At 58.9% G+C, this 14,210-nt stretch carries 15 protein-coding genes and 1 riboswitch; of the genes, 7 read left to right on the top strand and 8 right to left on the bottom strand.

All coding sequences use genetic code 11. The features are described from left to right. Window positions 1-90: 90 nt before the first annotated feature. The 3 genes from ACR0MS_RS07600 to ACR0MS_RS07590 all read left to right on the top strand — a co-directional run bounded on the left by ACR0MS_RS07600 (window position 91) and on the right by ACR0MS_RS07590 (window position 3,219). Window positions 91-1,041, top strand: a complete 951-nt coding sequence (locus tag ACR0MS_RS07600; protein ID WP_480571395.1) for an AraC family transcriptional regulator — start codon at window positions 91-93, stop codon at window positions 1,039-1,041. 109 nt (window positions 1,042-1,150) lie between these two features. Continuing rightward, window positions 1,151-1,516 carry a hypothetical protein gene (locus tag ACR0MS_RS07595; RefSeq protein ID WP_480571398.1) on the top strand — a complete coding sequence of 122 codons (366 nt, stop codon included), beginning with the start codon at window positions 1,151-1,153 and terminating at the stop codon, window positions 1,514-1,516. A gap of 134 nt (window positions 1,517-1,650) precedes the next feature. Next, a complete protein-coding gene (locus ACR0MS_RS07590) occupies window positions 1,651-3,219 on the top strand; it encodes an alkaline phosphatase D family protein (protein ID WP_480571401.1) in 1,569 nt (522 codons plus the stop codon). Window positions 3,220-3,275: 56 nt separating this feature from the next. Here the strand turns inward: ACR0MS_RS07590 and cobO are convergent, their stop codons facing one another. The 5 genes from cobO to ACR0MS_RS07565 all read right to left on the bottom strand — a co-directional run bounded on the left by cobO (window position 3,276) and on the right by ACR0MS_RS07565 (window position 7,242). After that, window positions 3,276-3,875, bottom strand: a complete 600-nt coding sequence (gene cobO, locus ACR0MS_RS07585) for a cob(I)yrinic acid a,c-diamide adenosyltransferase (RefSeq protein WP_171123989.1) — start codon at window positions 3,873-3,875, stop codon at window positions 3,276-3,278. 58 nt (window positions 3,876-3,933) lie between these two features. Further along, window positions 3,934-4,869, bottom strand: coding sequence for a DMT family transporter (locus tag ACR0MS_RS07580; RefSeq protein WP_480571405.1), 936 nt, complete (start codon window positions 4,867-4,869; stop codon window positions 3,934-3,936). Between the two features lie 32 nt (window positions 4,870-4,901). Then, window positions 4,902-5,576, bottom strand: a complete 675-nt coding sequence (locus ACR0MS_RS07575) for an HD domain-containing protein (RefSeq protein ID WP_480571408.1) — start codon at window positions 5,574-5,576, stop codon at window positions 4,902-4,904. Next, window positions 5,560-6,660 (bottom strand): chorismate synthase, encoded by a 1,101-nt coding sequence (gene aroC / locus ACR0MS_RS07570; protein WP_480571411.1) that lies wholly within the window; start codon window positions 6,658-6,660, stop codon window positions 5,560-5,562. Before aroC ends, ACR0MS_RS07575 begins: the two co-directional genes overlap by 17 nt. A gap of 141 nt (window positions 6,661-6,801) precedes the next feature. Continuing rightward, window positions 6,802-7,242, bottom strand: a complete 441-nt coding sequence (locus tag ACR0MS_RS07565; RefSeq protein ID WP_480571414.1) for a 6,7-dimethyl-8-ribityllumazine synthase — start codon at window positions 7,240-7,242, stop codon at window positions 6,802-6,804. A gap of 68 nt (window positions 7,243-7,310) precedes the next feature. After that, window positions 7,311-7,461: riboswitch (FMN riboswitch) on the bottom strand. Window positions 7,462-7,516: 55 nt separating this feature from the next. On the opposite strand from ACR0MS_RS07565, the gene ACR0MS_RS07560 reads away from it, so the two are divergent. Continuing rightward, on the top strand, window positions 7,517-8,128 hold the full coding sequence (locus ACR0MS_RS07560; protein WP_480571416.1) for an FMN-binding negative transcriptional regulator: 612 nt from the start codon (window positions 7,517-7,519) through the stop codon (window positions 8,126-8,128). Window positions 8,129-8,140: 12 nt separating this feature from the next. On the opposite strand, the gene ACR0MS_RS07555 is transcribed toward ACR0MS_RS07560, so the two are convergent. After that, window positions 8,141-8,584, bottom strand: coding sequence for a c-type cytochrome (locus ACR0MS_RS07555; RefSeq protein WP_480571419.1), 444 nt, complete (start codon window positions 8,582-8,584; stop codon window positions 8,141-8,143). Between the two features lie 489 nt (window positions 8,585-9,073). Between ACR0MS_RS07555 and petA the strand changes: the two genes are divergently transcribed. Genes petA through ACR0MS_RS07540 form a run of 3 tightly spaced genes read left to right on the top strand, consistent with a single transcriptional unit; the run spans window position 9,074 to window position 11,807 of the window. After that, window positions 9,074-9,658 carry a ubiquinol-cytochrome c reductase iron-sulfur subunit gene (gene petA, locus ACR0MS_RS07550; protein WP_480571422.1) on the top strand — a complete coding sequence of 195 codons (585 nt, stop codon included), beginning with the start codon at window positions 9,074-9,076 and terminating at the stop codon, window positions 9,656-9,658. 14 nt (window positions 9,659-9,672) lie between these two features. Then, window positions 9,673-11,004: a cytochrome b gene (petB, locus tag ACR0MS_RS07545; RefSeq protein ID WP_480571425.1), complete on the top strand. Its 1,332-nt coding sequence runs from the start codon at window positions 9,673-9,675 to the stop codon at window positions 11,002-11,004. Window positions 11,005-11,021: 17 nt separating this feature from the next. Continuing rightward, window positions 11,022-11,807, top strand: coding sequence for a cytochrome c1 (locus ACR0MS_RS07540; protein ID WP_480571428.1), 786 nt, complete (start codon window positions 11,022-11,024; stop codon window positions 11,805-11,807). Between the two features lie 142 nt (window positions 11,808-11,949). Here ACR0MS_RS07540 and mtaB read toward each other — a convergent pair whose 3' ends face one another. Next, complete coding sequence (gene mtaB / locus ACR0MS_RS07535; RefSeq protein WP_480571431.1) at window positions 11,950-13,206, bottom strand: tRNA (N(6)-L-threonylcarbamoyladenosine(37)-C(2))-methylthiotransferase MtaB; 1,257 nt, start codon at window positions 13,204-13,206, stop codon at window positions 11,950-11,952. Next, window positions 13,203-14,045 (bottom strand): diaminopimelate epimerase, encoded by an 843-nt coding sequence (dapF, locus tag ACR0MS_RS07530; protein WP_480571434.1) that lies wholly within the window; start codon window positions 14,043-14,045, stop codon window positions 13,203-13,205. The genes mtaB and dapF overlap by 4 nt, the downstream gene beginning before the upstream one ends. Window positions 14,046-14,210 lie beyond the last annotated feature (165 nt).

Genomic DNA, 14,210 nt, shown 5'->3' with positions numbered 1-14,210 from the left:
TGCGGGGGTTTTTCTTTGCGCCCCGTTCAAGGTTTCGTGCAGATCGTCCACATGGCTGGACGTTGTGGCAAGTGTGTGTAGGGTTGACCTATGTTGGACCTGCTCAGCGATATCCTCACACGACTGTCCCTGCGGGGCACGTTCTATTTTAGAACGTCATTTACGCCGCCTTTTGGTGTTCAGGTGCCCGCCTTCGAAAACGTGGCGCGGTTTCATTTCGTTCAGCGTGGCGAATTGAAGGTCTATGTCTCTAACACAGGGGAAATCCTGCGATTAAGGCAAGGTGATCTGATCGTGATCCCCCATGGTGCCGCGCATGCTTTGTTGTGTAACGAGGTGCAGCCACTGGATGCGCTGCCGTTGGAACAGGTGCTTGAGAAATCCGGTTATACCGGCGACGGCGTTCTGATCTACGGTGGCGAGGATAAAAGCCGCGACACGCAATTGATTTGCGGCCATTTCTCATTCTCCGGCCCTCCGGGACGGCAAGGCACGGGCCATATGTTGATAGACCGGCTGCCTCCTTACATCCTGATCGAGAATTACGGTGAAGAGGCCGGAGCGTGGATCGAATCCACCCTGCGCATGATCGGATCCGAGGTTGGCGGCGCGCGGATCGGTGGCGACCTGATTGCGTTGAAACTGTCCGAGGTGCTGTTCGCACAAGCCATCCGCGCCCATCTGGAGCATCAAAGCCCGAATGACTCGGCCTTGGCTGGGTTCGCTGACCCCCGCATCTCGCGCGCGCTGGGCGCTTTTCACAAGGCCCCGGCGCAGGAGTGGAGCGTTGAATCGCTCGCGCGAGAGGCGGGCATGTCCCGCACGGCCTTTGCCCAGCTTTTCACCGAGAAGATGAACACGACGCCGATGCAATATCTGACGGACTGGCGCATGCAGATCGCATGTCATGGCCTGACCGAGTCGCGCTGGAACGTGGCGGATGCGGCGGCCGAGGTTGGCTATGCCTCCGAAGCGGCCTTTTCGCGCGTGTTCAAAAAGCAGATCGGCCTGTCGCCGGCCGCATATCGCTCGATGCACTGATCGCCCTGTATTCTGAACGATCTGCATAGTGTTGTGAACGATCCAGAATTAAGCGTCCGACACGATCTTCCTACATTGGCCTCATGCCAAACAAGGAAAGGAAGTTTCAATGTCTGTCCGCTTCGTCACCCGCAACATTCACGCCTATCTCGACTACCCTGTTGCCTTTGCCCTGATGGGGCTGCCCTTTCTTCTGGGGTTGGGGCAATCAAACCCGTTGGCTCTGTGGCTTTCGGTGGTCACCGGGGTCGCCGCCTTTGTCCTGACCGTGCTGACGGATCACCATCTCGGACTCTGGCGTGTGTTGCCTTATAAATTCCATCTGGCCGTCGACCTGCTGGTTGGGATCACCTTTCTGGCGGCACCCAGCCTGCTTGGGTTTTCGGGGCTGGATGCAGTATACTACTGGCTGAACGGCGCGGCGGTGGTCGCCGTCATCTCGCTCAGCACGCCGGAAGAGGGTGTAACTGCCTGAGCGACCACATTGCACGGTGTCACAATATCATCGTGATAGTTTCAAGAATCTGAGCCGCTTGTTTTACAAACAGGCGGCTCACTGCCGCTCACCAATCGCGTGGTCCCGTCGGGCCACTAGACAGGAGAGCTTGCATGACCCGAATCCTTCGCCCCAGCCGTCGCACCTTTTTGGCCGGAAGCACGGCGTTTGCCGCCTCGCTTTCGGTTCCCGCCATAAGCCGCGCATCCTCGCGCCCGGTGTTCACCCATGGCGTCCAATCCGGGGACGTCGATACGACCTCGGGTATGATCTGGACCCGCACGGACCGTCCGGCCCGGGTGATGATGGAGGTCTCAACGACCGAAAGCTTTGCCGACGCGCGCAAGCTGCCGCCGATGGACGCCATTCCCAACAGCGACTTGGCCGTCAAGCGCCTGGTCGATGGCCTGCCGTCGGATCAGGATATCTTCTACCGCTTCGTCGCCGCAGACCTGAGCGATATTAACATCACATCAGAGCCTATTGTTGGCCAATTCCGCACTGCACCTACCCAGAGACGAGACATCCGCTTTGCCTGGTCGGGCGACACGGCCGGTCAGGGCTGGGGCATTGATGACGAGGGAATGCGGACCTACGCGACGATGGCGCAGCACAAACCAGACTTTTTCATTCATTCCGGTGACACGATCTATGCCGACGGCCCGATGCAGGACGAAGTTGTCAAAGACGATCAGGTGATCTGGAAGAACACCACTCTGATCGACGAAAAACGCAAGGTGGCCGAAACGCTGGATGAATTCCGCGCCCAGTGGAAATACAACCTGATGGACGAACATGTGCGCGCGATGAACGCCGTTTGTCCGACCTTTTTTCAGTGGGATGACCATGAGGTCGTGAACAACTGGTCGGATGCCAAAGACCTGATGTCTGACGACCGCTATACCGAGAAATCGGTTCACGTGCTGCAATCCCGCGCCGGGCGCGCCTTTCACGAGATGACGCCGCTGCGCATTACACCCGCTGAACCGGGGCGCGTTTACCGCAAGATCTCTTACGGGCCGATGCTGGACGTGTTCTTTTTGGATCTGCGCAGCTATCGCGGGCCGAACGGCGCCTCGATGGAGGATGAGATCACCGATCAGTCCCGTATCTTGGGGGCTGAACAGCTTGCGTGGTTGAAACGCGAGCTGGCTCAGTCCGGGGCGACCTGGAAAGTTATCGCCTCAGATATGCCCATCGGACTCATTGTTTGGGATAATTGGAAAGAAAAAGCAGGGGCCGAGGCGATCGCGAATGGCGATAGCGGACCAGCCAAGGGACGCGAGCTTGAAATCGCCGATCTGTTGCGCTTCATCAAGACCGAAGGGGTTACCAATACGGTTTGGTTCACCGCAGATGTCCACTATACCGCTGCGCATTATTACGACCCTAACAAAGCCCAATTTCAGGATTTTGAGCCGTTCTGGGAATTTGTGTCCGGCCCGTTGCATGCTGGAACTTTTGGTCCGAACACACTGGATGGAACCTTTGGCCCAGAGGTGAAATTCGAAAAAGCTCCGGTAGAGGGGCAGGGAGTCAATCTGCCGCCGAGCGCAGGTTTGCAGTTCTTTGGGCTTGTCGACATCGACGGCACCACGGAACAGATGACCGTGCGTCTGATGGATCGCTCTGATGCGGAACTGTGGTCCGTCACGCTGGACCCCAAGGCCAAAGCGATCTGATCAAAACCTTGCATGCCCCCGGCCAGTGGTCGGGGGCTGTAAAGCGGCTCCGATCCTCAGAAATCCACGCCGCGCTGGGCCTTTATCCCAGCTTGGAACGGGTGTTTCTCTTCGGTCATTTCCGTGACCAGATCGGCATAGTCGCGCAAGGCCTGCGGCGCATCCCGGCCGGTCAGAAATACGCTGGTCTTGTCCGACCGGGCGTTCAGCCCATCAATCACCTGCTCGACTGATAGATACTCATACCGCAAAGCGATGTTGATTTCGTCCAGAACCACGAGGTCATAGTCACCGCTGGCCATCAGCGCCCGTGCCTTGTCAAACGCGGCATTGGCGGCGGCGATGTCGCGTTCGCGATCCTGCGTGTCCCAGGTAAAGCCCTCACCCATCGTGTGCCAGGTCACCAGATCGCGTTCTTCGAAAAAGCGGCGCTCGCCGGTTTTCCACTTTCCCTTGATAAATTGTACCACGGCGACCTTCTGACCCCATCCGAGCGCGCGAATGACAACACCGAAGGCCGCGGATGACTTGCCTTTGCCTTTACCCGTATTGATCAGAACCAGGCCCCGCCCGGGATCGACGGCCTCGGACACTTTCTTGCGGTGCTTTGCCTGCACCTTTTGCATCTTTTCCTTGTGATCTTCTGCGTCGCTCATCTCGGGACCCTTATTTGATGTTGGACCCAAATTAGGTGAAGTTCAAAAAAGGTAAAGATCAGGCTTTGGGGTCCGTTGCCTGACGTGCCTTTTCGCGCTCCAACCCCAGTTGGCGTTCGCGCAAAATGACGACCACATTGCCCGCGATCACAAGAGCAGCCCCGCCGAGCATGACCAGCGTCGGCAGCTCATCGAACCAGATATATCCGATCAATACGGCAAACAGCATCGTTGTATAGTCATAAGGCGCGAGCATTGAGGCCTGTCCAAACTTGTAGGACGAGGTCACCAAGATCTGTGCAACTCCGCCGGTGAGCCCCATAATGACCAGTATTAGAGTCTGTTCCAGCGTTGGCATCGTCCATCCCCAAAAGGCGGTCAATGCGGACAAAAGGGTAGCCGTCAGAGAAAAATAGAAGACGACCGCTGCGGGGTGATCTACCTGAACCAGTTGCCGGATATGTATTTGCACAAAGGCCCGCGCCATTGTCGACGCCAAGACGCAAAGCGCCCCGATAGTCGCGGCCGTATCCATGTTGTTGCCGCCCAGACGCGGCCAGATCATGATCAGAACCCCCAGCAACCCCAAAGCCACCGCGCCGATACGGATCATGCGAATGCGCTCGCCCAGCATGATCGCGGCCAGAATCAGGGTGAAGATCGGCGTGGCATAGCCTATGGCCGTCACTTCGGGCAACGGCAGCAGACTGAGGCCGGTAAAGGTCAGCCCCATGGCGCTGGTGCCCAATACACCGCGCCAGAAATGGCCCATGGGTTTTTTGACCACAAGGCCCTGCGAAAGCTCTCCGCGCCACGCCAGCCAGCCTATGATGACCGGAACAGCAAAGAGCGAGCGAAAAAACACCATCTCTCCGGGTGGGAAGGTGTCAGACAAGGCTTTGACCAGGGCCTGCATCGACGTGAACAGGACCAGAGCGCTGAGTTTCAGCGCCACAGCCAGAAGTGGTTTGTTTGACGTTAGGGGGTCAGCCATCGGCGCGACCCTGCGCCTTTAGCGGGCAAAGATCAACGTGCGGAATTCCGTTGTGACCAGTCCGATGGCAGAGGGTGGCCGATTTCCTCGGCGAATTCGGTCAGGAAGCGGATCATGCGGTCGGCACGTTTCCGGGCCAGCGCCTTGCCGCGATCCGTCAGCATATCTTCCGGAAGTTTCAGTAACTTGACCTTCCAATGGTCGACCGAGAAATGCAGATCGTCCAGTATTCGGGACTCTGCGAAAGGGTCCGCTGGGTCGTAAAGGGATCGCCCCAACGCGCCTGAAACAGAGAAGTTGCGCGCCACACCAATGGCCCCCAGCGCATCCAGCCTGTCGGCGTCGCGCAGAATACACGCCTCTGTGGTTTCAGGGGGGATATTTGCGGAAAAACTATGGGCTACAATAGCATGTTGCGTGGCTTTGATTTCCTCGGGCGTATAGCCGAAATCACTCAGAATAGGCTCTGATTCCTCAGCGGATCGCCGGGACGCAAGGTGACGGTCCGGGTCGTTCTTGGGCAGGTTGACCAAATCGTGCAAATAGCTGGCCGCCAGCAGGACGCGCATGTCGGTTGCTTCGTCCGAAATGGCCTGCGCATTCACCCAGACCCGGTCCAGATGCGCCAGATCGTGCGCTGGGTCAGTCTCCATGCGTTGCACGACAATGCCGCGCAAGTGGTGGCGCAGATCAGCCGATATGTCCACGATTCTCGCCAATCTGACCGCGGTGCAGAAGTAAGTGGTCCAGGATGACGCAGGCCATCATCGCCTCGCCCACCGGCACCGCGCGGATGCCGACGCAGGGGTCGTGGCGGCCTTTGGTGATAATCTCGGTTTCCTCACCCGATTTGGTGATCGTCTTGCGCGTAGTCAGGATCGACGAGGTTGGTTTTACGGCAAACCGCACCACGATGTCCTGCCCGGTCGAGATGCCACCCAAAATGCCGCCCGAGTGGTTCGAGCTGTATTGCGGGCCGTTCTGACCCATGAAGATCTCATCGGCGTTGGCCTCGCCGGTCAGTTCGGCGGCGGCCATACCTTCGCCAATCTCAACGCCTTTGACCGCGTTGATCGACATCATTGCGGCAGCGAGATCAGTGTCTAACTTGGCATAAACCGGCGCACCGATCCCAGCGGGGACGCCGCGTGCGACGACCTCGACCACGGCGCCGACAGAATTGCCGGACTTGCGCAGATCGTCCAGATAATCGGCCCAGTCATCAGCGGCCTGCGCATCGGGTGTCCAGAACGGGTTCTGTTCGATCTGCGACCAGTCGAAGTTGGCGCGGTCGATTTTGTGGGGGCCGATCTGGGTCATGTAGCCGGTGATCTGCACGTTGGGCGCGATCTGCTTGATTGCCTCGCGCGCCAACCCTCCAGCAGCCACCCGCGACGCAGTTTCGCGTGCCGAGCTACGTCCACCGCCGCGATAATCGCGGATGCCGTATTTCTGCCAATAGGTGATATCGGCGTGGCCCGGACGGAACTTGTCCATGATATCGCCGTAGTCCTTGGAGCGCTGATCGGTGTTCTCGATCATCAGTTGCACCGGGGTGCCGGTGGTCTGGCCCTCGAACACGCCTGAGAGGATTTTCACCTGATCCGGCTCGCGTCGTTGCGTGGTGAACTTGTTCTGGCCCGGTTTGCGCTTGTCCAGCCAGTGCTGGATCATCGCTTCGTCGATGGTGACCCCCGGAGGGCAGCCATCCACCGTGGCACCCAAGGCAGGGCCGTGGCTTTCACCCCAAGTGGTGACGCGGAAGAGGTGTCCGTAACTGTTCATCGACATGGGGCGTGCTCCTTTGAGGGTTGTGATTAGCGGGGAGAGCCCTGGGCCTCAAGCGGATTTGCGACTGAGGAGAGGGAGGGGGCGCTGCCCCCATCGCGGCAAGCCGCGATTCCCCCGAAGTATTTTTGAACAGAAGAAGGGTCAGGCCGGTTCCAGGAGTGCAGCGCGGGTTTTGCTGATTTTGAGCGCGGCTTGCGCAGCCTCGCGACCCTTTTCCACGAAATGCGCGCGGTAGATCGCATTGTGGTGGTCGGTTTCCTGATATTGGTGTGGTGTCAGCGAGACCGACAGGACCGGGACGCCCGTATCCAGTCCGGCACGCATCAGGCCGTCAACCACGGCTTGCGCCACGAAATCGTGCCGGTAGATACCCCCATCCACCACAAAAGCGGCGCAGGCGATGGCGGCATATTTGCCGGTTTTAGCCAGATCGCGGGCCAGCAGCGGCATCTCGAACGCGCCGGGCACGTCGAAGACGTCAATCTGATCGGCGGGGATAAGCTGTTGGAATCCTTCCAGCGCCTGATCGACAATATCGGAATGCCAGTTGGCTTTGACGAAAGCATAGCGGGTGTGTGTCATCATGATCTCCTACGTAAACAGACACGTCACCCAAGGCGATCACGAGCAGACGCGCCAAGCGGCACGCTGCGCGTTCTCTTTCATCCGGACTGTAACCGTCGGCTCTGGCCTCTCACCAGATCTGCTTGTCACCCCGGAGGATCCGGGGCCGCTCGCGGGCTTACGGGTCGTGGCCCGCATACCGCCGGTGGGGAATTCCGCCCCGCCCTGAGAACGAGGCAGACCTTGCCAAGGACCAAGCGAATCTGCAAGTCGTTCCGTCAGGAGACATGCAATGCACCCAAATCCGGCTTTCCGCGCTGAAGACCGCACCCGCCATATCGCCTTTGCCCGTGACCGGGCCTTCGGGGTTTTGGCGCTGTCAACTGACGACGCCCCCCTGATCAGCCATATGCCGTTCTTGCTGAGTTCCGACGGCTCGGTGGCCGAGCTGCATCTGGTTCGGTCGAATCCGATCGTGCGGGCCCTGACCGCCCCGCGCGCAGGGCGTATCGCGGTATCCGGGCCGGATGGGTATGTTTCACCGGATTGGTATGGTCTGGCAGATCAGGTTCCTACATGGAACTATGTCGCCGTGCATCTGACCGGACGGCTAGAAAAGCGTCCGCAGGCCGAGTTGCGGGGCCTTTTGGATCGGCAATCGGCCTTCTACGAAGAACGGCTGTTGCCCAAACCCGCATGGAGCGCTGACAAGATGTCGCCCGATGCGCTGGATCGCATGCTGAGGATGATCGTGCCCTGCCGGATGTATGTCGATGATATTCAGGGGACATGGAAGCTGAACCAGAACAAACCCGCTGAGGCGCGCGAAGCGGCGTCAGAACATGTTGCGGGCGGGCTGGGCACCGAATTGGAATGGCTGGCCACGCTGATGCGCGATGCGTGACCAGACCAAGGATTAATCAGAGAAGGTCGCGAGATAGGCCGCGATGTCGTCGGCGCCTTTCTTCAGCTTGACGCTCATGTTGGGGCGCGCTTTTTCGTCGTTCAGGAAATCCTGAATGAACCCGATCGGGTCCTTGGAGTAGGCAGCGATGTTTTCTTCGGTCCAGATCAAGCCTTCCTGACCGGATCGGATCATGTCATCGGTGAAAAGACCGATGGGCAGCCGCTCACTTCCGTTCAGGTAATCGTTCTCGGTTCCCGCGACCCGGCCGACTACGCCATAGAGATTCGGTCCCGTGATGCCACCTTTGACCAGAACCTCGCCATCCTTGATGATCGCGTGACAGGACGAACAGCGATTGTAGAGTTTTTCGCCCTGCGCCGGGTCACCGGCTGCAAAGACCTGACTCGAAGCAAGCAACGCAAAGGTCAGAATGGGTCCAGATAGGTTTGGCATGAAAGGCGTCCTGTTAACGGTGGCATTTTCCTGCGCCTTTATGCATTCGCGTAAAAAGTGCAATCGAAATAGTTCGTTTTGAAGATTTGGAAAAATATCTATTTTTGATCCATTATTTACAGGGTTTGAAATCGCGCCAAAGTAGAAATTTTTGCGGCAAAACCACGCCCAAATTTTGCAATTTCGGGCTGTGCACAGCGGAGTCAGCGCCTATTGGCAACTCGGGCTTTCCCGCGCCCTGCTGATCCGAATCACCTTCCGGCGAACTCAACATTGGCCCCCGGAATTCCTGCCTAAAATCCCCTCGTGGCTTGAAAATTCCGGGTTACGTTGTGACATGAATGCCCAGATGCGGCGTAGTGCGCGCCTATGACCGCTGGACGAACCGATTTCTCCCGGCTAGATAGCCGCGATGAGACGCCGCTTTGATGCGGTGCTGATGCATGTTTGCCCGGGCCATCCCCGGGCGCCGGAATCGGAGAAAACCTCGTGTCCCACGCAGAAGACCACGAAGGCACCCGCAGAGATTTCCTCTACTACGTCGCTGGCGGCGCAGGTGTCGTTGCGACGGGTGCAGCCGTATGGCCCCTGATCAACCAAATGAACCCCTCGGCAGACGTTCAGGCGCTGTCCTCGATCCGTGTGGACGTAAGCGGCGTTGAGCCGGGGACACAGCTGACCGTGAAATGGCTGGGTAAACCCGTCTTTATCCGTCACCGCACCGGTGCCGAGATTCAGGACGCCAAGGAACAGGACGCCGAGGGCGTTGATGCGCTGCCCGATCCGCTGGCACGGAACTTCAACCAACCGGCCGACGCACCTGCGACCGACGCAAACCGCGTGATGCCATCGCCCGAAGGCGAGGCCCCCGGCGCGTGGCTTGTCCAGATGGGCGTTTGTACGCACCTGGGCTGTGTGCCGCTGGGCGATGCCGGTGACTTTGGCGGCTGGTTTTGCCCCTGCCACGGTTCGCACTATGACCTTGCTGGTCGTATCCGTAAGGGCCCCGCGCCTGAAAACCTGCCCGTCCCGCCCGCGGAATGGGTGGACAACAGCACCATCAGACTCGGCTAAGGGAGACCCAACTTATGTCCGGAATTCCCCACGATCATTACGAGCCGAAGACAAACGGCGAGAAGTGGCTGAACAGCCGCCTGCCCATCGTCGGCCTGATTTACGACACCATCATGATCCCCACCCCCAAGAACCTGAACTGGTGGTGGATCTGGGGCATCGTCCTGGCGTTCTGCCTGGCGCTGCAAATCGTCACCGGTATCGTTCTGGTGATGCACTACACCCCGCATGTTGATCTGGCCTTTGCCAGCATCGAACACATCATGCGCAACGTTAATGGCGGCTATATGCTGCGTTATCTGCACATGAACGGCGCGTCGCTGTTCTTTGTTGCGGTTTACATCCACATCTTCCGTGGCCTGTTCTACGGGTCGTACAAAGCCCCGCGTGAGATCACGTGGATCATCGGGATGCTGATTTACCTGATGATGATGGGCACCGCGTTCATGGGCTATGTTCTGCCCTGGGGTCAGATGTCCTTCTGGGGTGCGACCGTGATCACCGGCCTGTTTGGGGCGATCCCGTTCGTGGGTGAGGCGATCCAGACCTGGTTGCTGGGCGGACCGGCGGTGGATAACGCCACGCTGAACCGCTTCTTCTCGCTGCACTACCTGCTGCCGTTCGTGATTGCGGCGCTGGTGGTCGTGCATATCTGGGCCTTCCACACCACCGGCAACAACAACCCCACGGGTGTTGAGGTTCGCCGTGGCTCGAAAGCCGAGGCCGAGAAAGATACACTTCCGTTCTGGCCCTATTTCGTGATCAAGGACTTGTTCGCGCTGGCTGTCATTCTGGTCGTGTTCTGGGCGGTTGTTGGCTTTATGCCGAACTATCTTGGCCACCCCGATAACTATATCGAGGCCAACCCGTTGGTCACGCCTGCACACATCGTGCCCGAATGGTACTTCTTGCCGTTCTACGCGATCCTGCGTGCCTTCACCGGCGAGGTCTGGGTTGTGCAATTCGCCAGCTTCATCACTGGCGGCATCATCGACGCCAAGTTCTTTGGTGTTCTGGCGATGTTTGGTGCGATCCTGGCGATGGCGTTGGCCCCGTGGCTGGACACGTCGACCGTGCGTTCGGGTAAATACCGTCCGATGTTCAAATGGTGGTTCTATCTGCTGATCATCGACTTCTTTGCCCTGATGTGGCTGGGTGCGATGCCCGCCGAGGAGCCCTATGCGACTTTCTCGCTGATCGCGTCCGCCTACTGGTTCGCCTATTTCTTCGTGATCCTGCCGATCCTGGGTGTCATCGAAAAACCCGATGCTCAGCCGGAGACCATCGAAGAAGACTTCAACGCGCATTATGGCAAGGCTGACGCCGACGCCACGCCGGCCGAGTAAGAAGAGGGACCGGAAACATGTTCAAGAAACTTGCAATCGGTGCCGCGTTTGCTTTGGCTCTTACCCCTGCTGCGTCCCTCGCGGCAGGTGGCGGCGAGCAGCATATCGAGGATTTCCACTTCTCGTTCGAAGGGCCGTTTGGCACCTGGGACAAGCATCAGCTTCAGCGTGGCCTTCAGATCTATACCGAGGTCTGCGCGGCCTGCCACGGCCTGCAATATGTGCCGCTGAGGACGCTGGAAGACCTTGGCTACTCGGAAGAGGAAGTCATCGCTTATTCGGCGGGTAACTTCGAAGTGTTCGACCCCGAGCTGGACGATTTTCGCCCGGCCATCCCGACCGACCACTTCCCGGCGAACAACGGTGTTGGCGCGCCTGACCTGAGCCTGATGGCGAAAGCCCGTGCTGGGTTCCACGGCCCTTACGGTCTGGGGATCAACCAGCTGTTCAAAGGCATGGGTGGTGCGGAATACATCGCCTCGTTGCTGGACGGCTATACCGGCGAGGAAAAGGAAGAGGCAGGCACCATTCTCTATGAGAACAAAGCCTTCCCCGGCGGTTGGATCTCGATGGCGCCACCGCTGTCCGAAGATCAGGTGGAATTCGCCGACGGTCACCCGGCCACGGTTGAAGCCATGTCCGAAGACATCGCTGCGTTCCTGATGTGGACCGCTGAACCGAAGATGATGGAGCGCAAATATTCCGGCTTTGTCGGCGTGCTGTTCCTGTCGGTCTTGTCGGTGCTTCTGTATCTGGTCAACAAGCGCTTGTGGGCCGGTGTGAAAGGCAAGAAGACCGTCTAAGGTTTTTGGTAGCTGAAAAATTTGAACCCCCGCGCCATCTGGTAGCGGGGGTTTTTGTTGAGGGCGCGGTAAGGGGGCTAGCCCCTTCTTGGCCTGCGGCCAATTCATCCCCGGGATATTTTTTAGCCAGATGAAGGGCGGATCAGGCTTTGAGTTGGCTGGTCGTATGACCGGTGATTGTGGCGGTGACGATCTGGCCTTCGGGTTGGGGGGAGGTGAAGGTGACTTCGGTGAATTGCTCGGTACGGCCCATATGTGGGTTTTCCATCAGGATGTTATGAGTTTTGCCCAGTTGAGCGGTCAGGTGATTGGCGACCTGAGCGTCTCCGGCGGCGCGCAGGCGGGCGGCGCGGGACTTGATGATGTTGCCGTTGATTTGTTGCGGGATGCGGGCGGCGGGGGTGCCTTCGCGTTTGGAATAGGGGAAGACGTGCAGCCAGGTCAGGTCGCAGTCGGTGACCAGTTTCAGCGAGTTTTCGAAATGGGCGTCCGTTTCGGTTGGGAAACCTGCGATGATATCCGCACCAAAGGTCATGTCAGGGCGCAGCTTGCGGGCCTCTTCGGTAAAACGGATGGCATCGTCGCGCAGGTGGCGGCGTTTCATGCGTTTCAGGATCAGGTCATCGCCATGTTGCAGCGACAGGTGCAAATGCGGCATCAGGCGCGGTTCTGTCGCGATGGCCTGCATCAGGTTTTCGTCCACCTCGATCGAGTCGATCGAGCTGATCCGCAGGCGCGGCAGGTTCGGCACCAGTTTCAGGATGCGCATCACCAGATCGCCGAGCTTGGGTTGTGCTGGCAAGTCGGCGCCCCATGAGGTGAGGTCAACGCCGGTCAGCACCACTTCGTTATAGCCCCGGTCCACCAGCCGTTTGATCTGATCCACCACCACGCCCGCGGGGACGCTGCGCGAGTTGCCGCGGCCATAGGGGATGATGCAGAAGGTGCAGCGGTGATCGCAGCCGTTCTGGACCTGCACATAGGCACGCGAGCGGGTGCCGAAGCCGTCGATCAGGTGGCCAGCGGTTTCGGTCACGGACATGATGTCGTCGACCTGCACCGCCTCGGTCTGGCCGATAAAATCGGCGGCCATGCCTTTCCAGGTGTCGGGCTGCATCTTCTCGGTGTTGCCGATGACAGCATCGACCTCGTTCATTTGCGCAAAGGTTTCGGGTTCGGTCTGGGCGGCGCAGCCGGTGACGATCAGCCGTGCATCGGGGTTTTCGCGGCGCAGCTTGCGGATTTCCTGCCGGGCTTTCCGCACGGCCTCGGCGGTCACGGCGCAGGTATTCACTACGACGGCATTGCTGAGCCCTGCCTGCTGTGACAGTTCTTTCATCGCTTCGGTCTCATAGGCGTTCAGGCGGCAGCCCAGAGTGGTGAATTTGGGCGCGCTCATCCCAGCGTCCTCAGGAACTCAGGCGTCAGGGTGCCTGAGAACACGTGGCAGGTCGGGCCCGTCATCCACACGCCATCCTCGCACCAGTCGATCCAGATCGTTCCGCCATCGAGTTCGATCTGTACTTTGCGCCCCGTTAGGCCGCGCCGCGCAGCCGCCACTGCTGTGGCGCAGGAGGACGAGCCTGAGGCTAAAGTGATGCCCACGCCTCGTTCCCAGACACGCATTCGGATATGACCCGGGTCGATCACCTGCGCCACCTGCACATTGGTGCGTTCGGGGTAAAGCGGGTGATGCTCGTATCGCGCGCCGAATTCGGTCAGGGGGACGGCCTCGGCATCCTGGACAAAGAATGTGCAGTGCGGATTGCCCATGCCTGTTGCCGTCGGCCCGCCCTCGATTGGCAATTCCAAAGTGTCTACATCTTCGGCCAGCGGTATGTCGCGCCAATCGGTTTGAGGGTGTCCCATATTGACCGACGTCAGGCCGTCACCGGCATCTTGCGCGTAAAGCGTCCCGCGCTCGGTTGTCAGGGTTAGGGCGGATTTTCCGGTTTCCTCCATCAGAAACCGCGCAATGCAGCGCGTGGCATTCCCGCAAGCCGCCGAGGTCGACCCATCCGCATTGTAGAACACCAGATGCGCATCCGATTCGCCGTTTTCGATGACGGCCAATTGGTCAAATCCAACACCAAACTGCCGGTGACCGATTCCTTTTGCCAGTGACGGGGAAATTTCGGCTGTATGCGCGCGCGCATCCACAATGACAAAGTCATTGCCCAGCCCGTGCATCTTCATGAAGGGCAAACCGATGTTCGGATCTTGTTGCATGGCGGGCATATAGCGTTGCGCAGGACGGGAATCCAGCCTGCTGTGCAAATTCCTCAAAAAAGGGGTTGACCCCCCTGCGCCACCTGCCTAAGTAGGCCGCCTATCGGGACGCCGAAACGCAAGAAATTGCTGGCGAAACGAGGTGCAAAAAAGGTCTTGAACCCAGTTGGGAAA

The sequence above is a fragment of the Ruegeria sp. CJ2 genome (genome assembly GCF_056536745.1).
The sequence above is the reverse complement of the archived record's forward strand: the minus strand, read 5'-3'. Positions and strand labels throughout refer to the sequence as shown.

Bases quoted from the DNA above. Each gene is read 5' to 3' on its own strand.
- ACR0MS_RS07590 (WP_480571401.1), top strand. From the start codon at position 1,651: ATGACCCGAATCCTTCGCCCCAGCCGTCGCACCTTTTTGGCCGGAAGC.
- cobO (WP_171123989.1), bottom strand. From the start codon at position 3,875: ATGAGCGACGCAGAAGATCACAAGGAAAAGATGCAAAAGGTGCAGGCA.
- ACR0MS_RS07555 (WP_480571419.1), bottom strand. From the start codon at position 8,584: ATGCCAAACCTATCTGGACCCATTCTGACCTTTGCGTTGCTTGCTTCG.
- mtaB (WP_480571431.1), bottom strand. From the start codon at position 13,206: ATGAGCGCGCCCAAATTCACCACTCTGGGCTGCCGCCTGAACGCCTAT.
- ACR0MS_RS07595 (WP_480571398.1), top strand. From the start codon at position 1,151: ATGTCTGTCCGCTTCGTCACCCGCAACATTCACGCCTATCTCGACTAC.
- ACR0MS_RS07600 (WP_480571395.1), top strand. From the start codon at position 91: ATGTTGGACCTGCTCAGCGATATCCTCACACGACTGTCCCTGCGGGGC.
- aroC (WP_480571411.1), bottom strand. From the start codon at position 6,660: ATGTCGATGAACAGTTACGGACACCTCTTCCGCGTCACCACTTGGGGT.
- petB (WP_480571425.1), top strand. From the start codon at position 9,673: ATGTCCGGAATTCCCCACGATCATTACGAGCCGAAGACAAACGGCGAG.
- dapF (WP_480571434.1), bottom strand. From the start codon at position 14,045: ATGCCCGCCATGCAACAAGATCCGAACATCGGTTTGCCCTTCATGAAG.
- ACR0MS_RS07540 (WP_480571428.1), top strand. From the start codon at position 11,022: ATGTTCAAGAAACTTGCAATCGGTGCCGCGTTTGCTTTGGCTCTTACC.
- ACR0MS_RS07565 (WP_480571414.1), bottom strand. From the start codon at position 7,242: ATGACACACACCCGCTATGCTTTCGTCAAAGCCAACTGGCATTCCGAT.
- ACR0MS_RS07560 (WP_480571416.1), top strand. From the start codon at position 7,517: ATGCACCCAAATCCGGCTTTCCGCGCTGAAGACCGCACCCGCCATATC.
- ACR0MS_RS07580 (WP_480571405.1), bottom strand. From the start codon at position 4,869: ATGGCTGACCCCCTAACGTCAAACAAACCACTTCTGGCTGTGGCGCTG.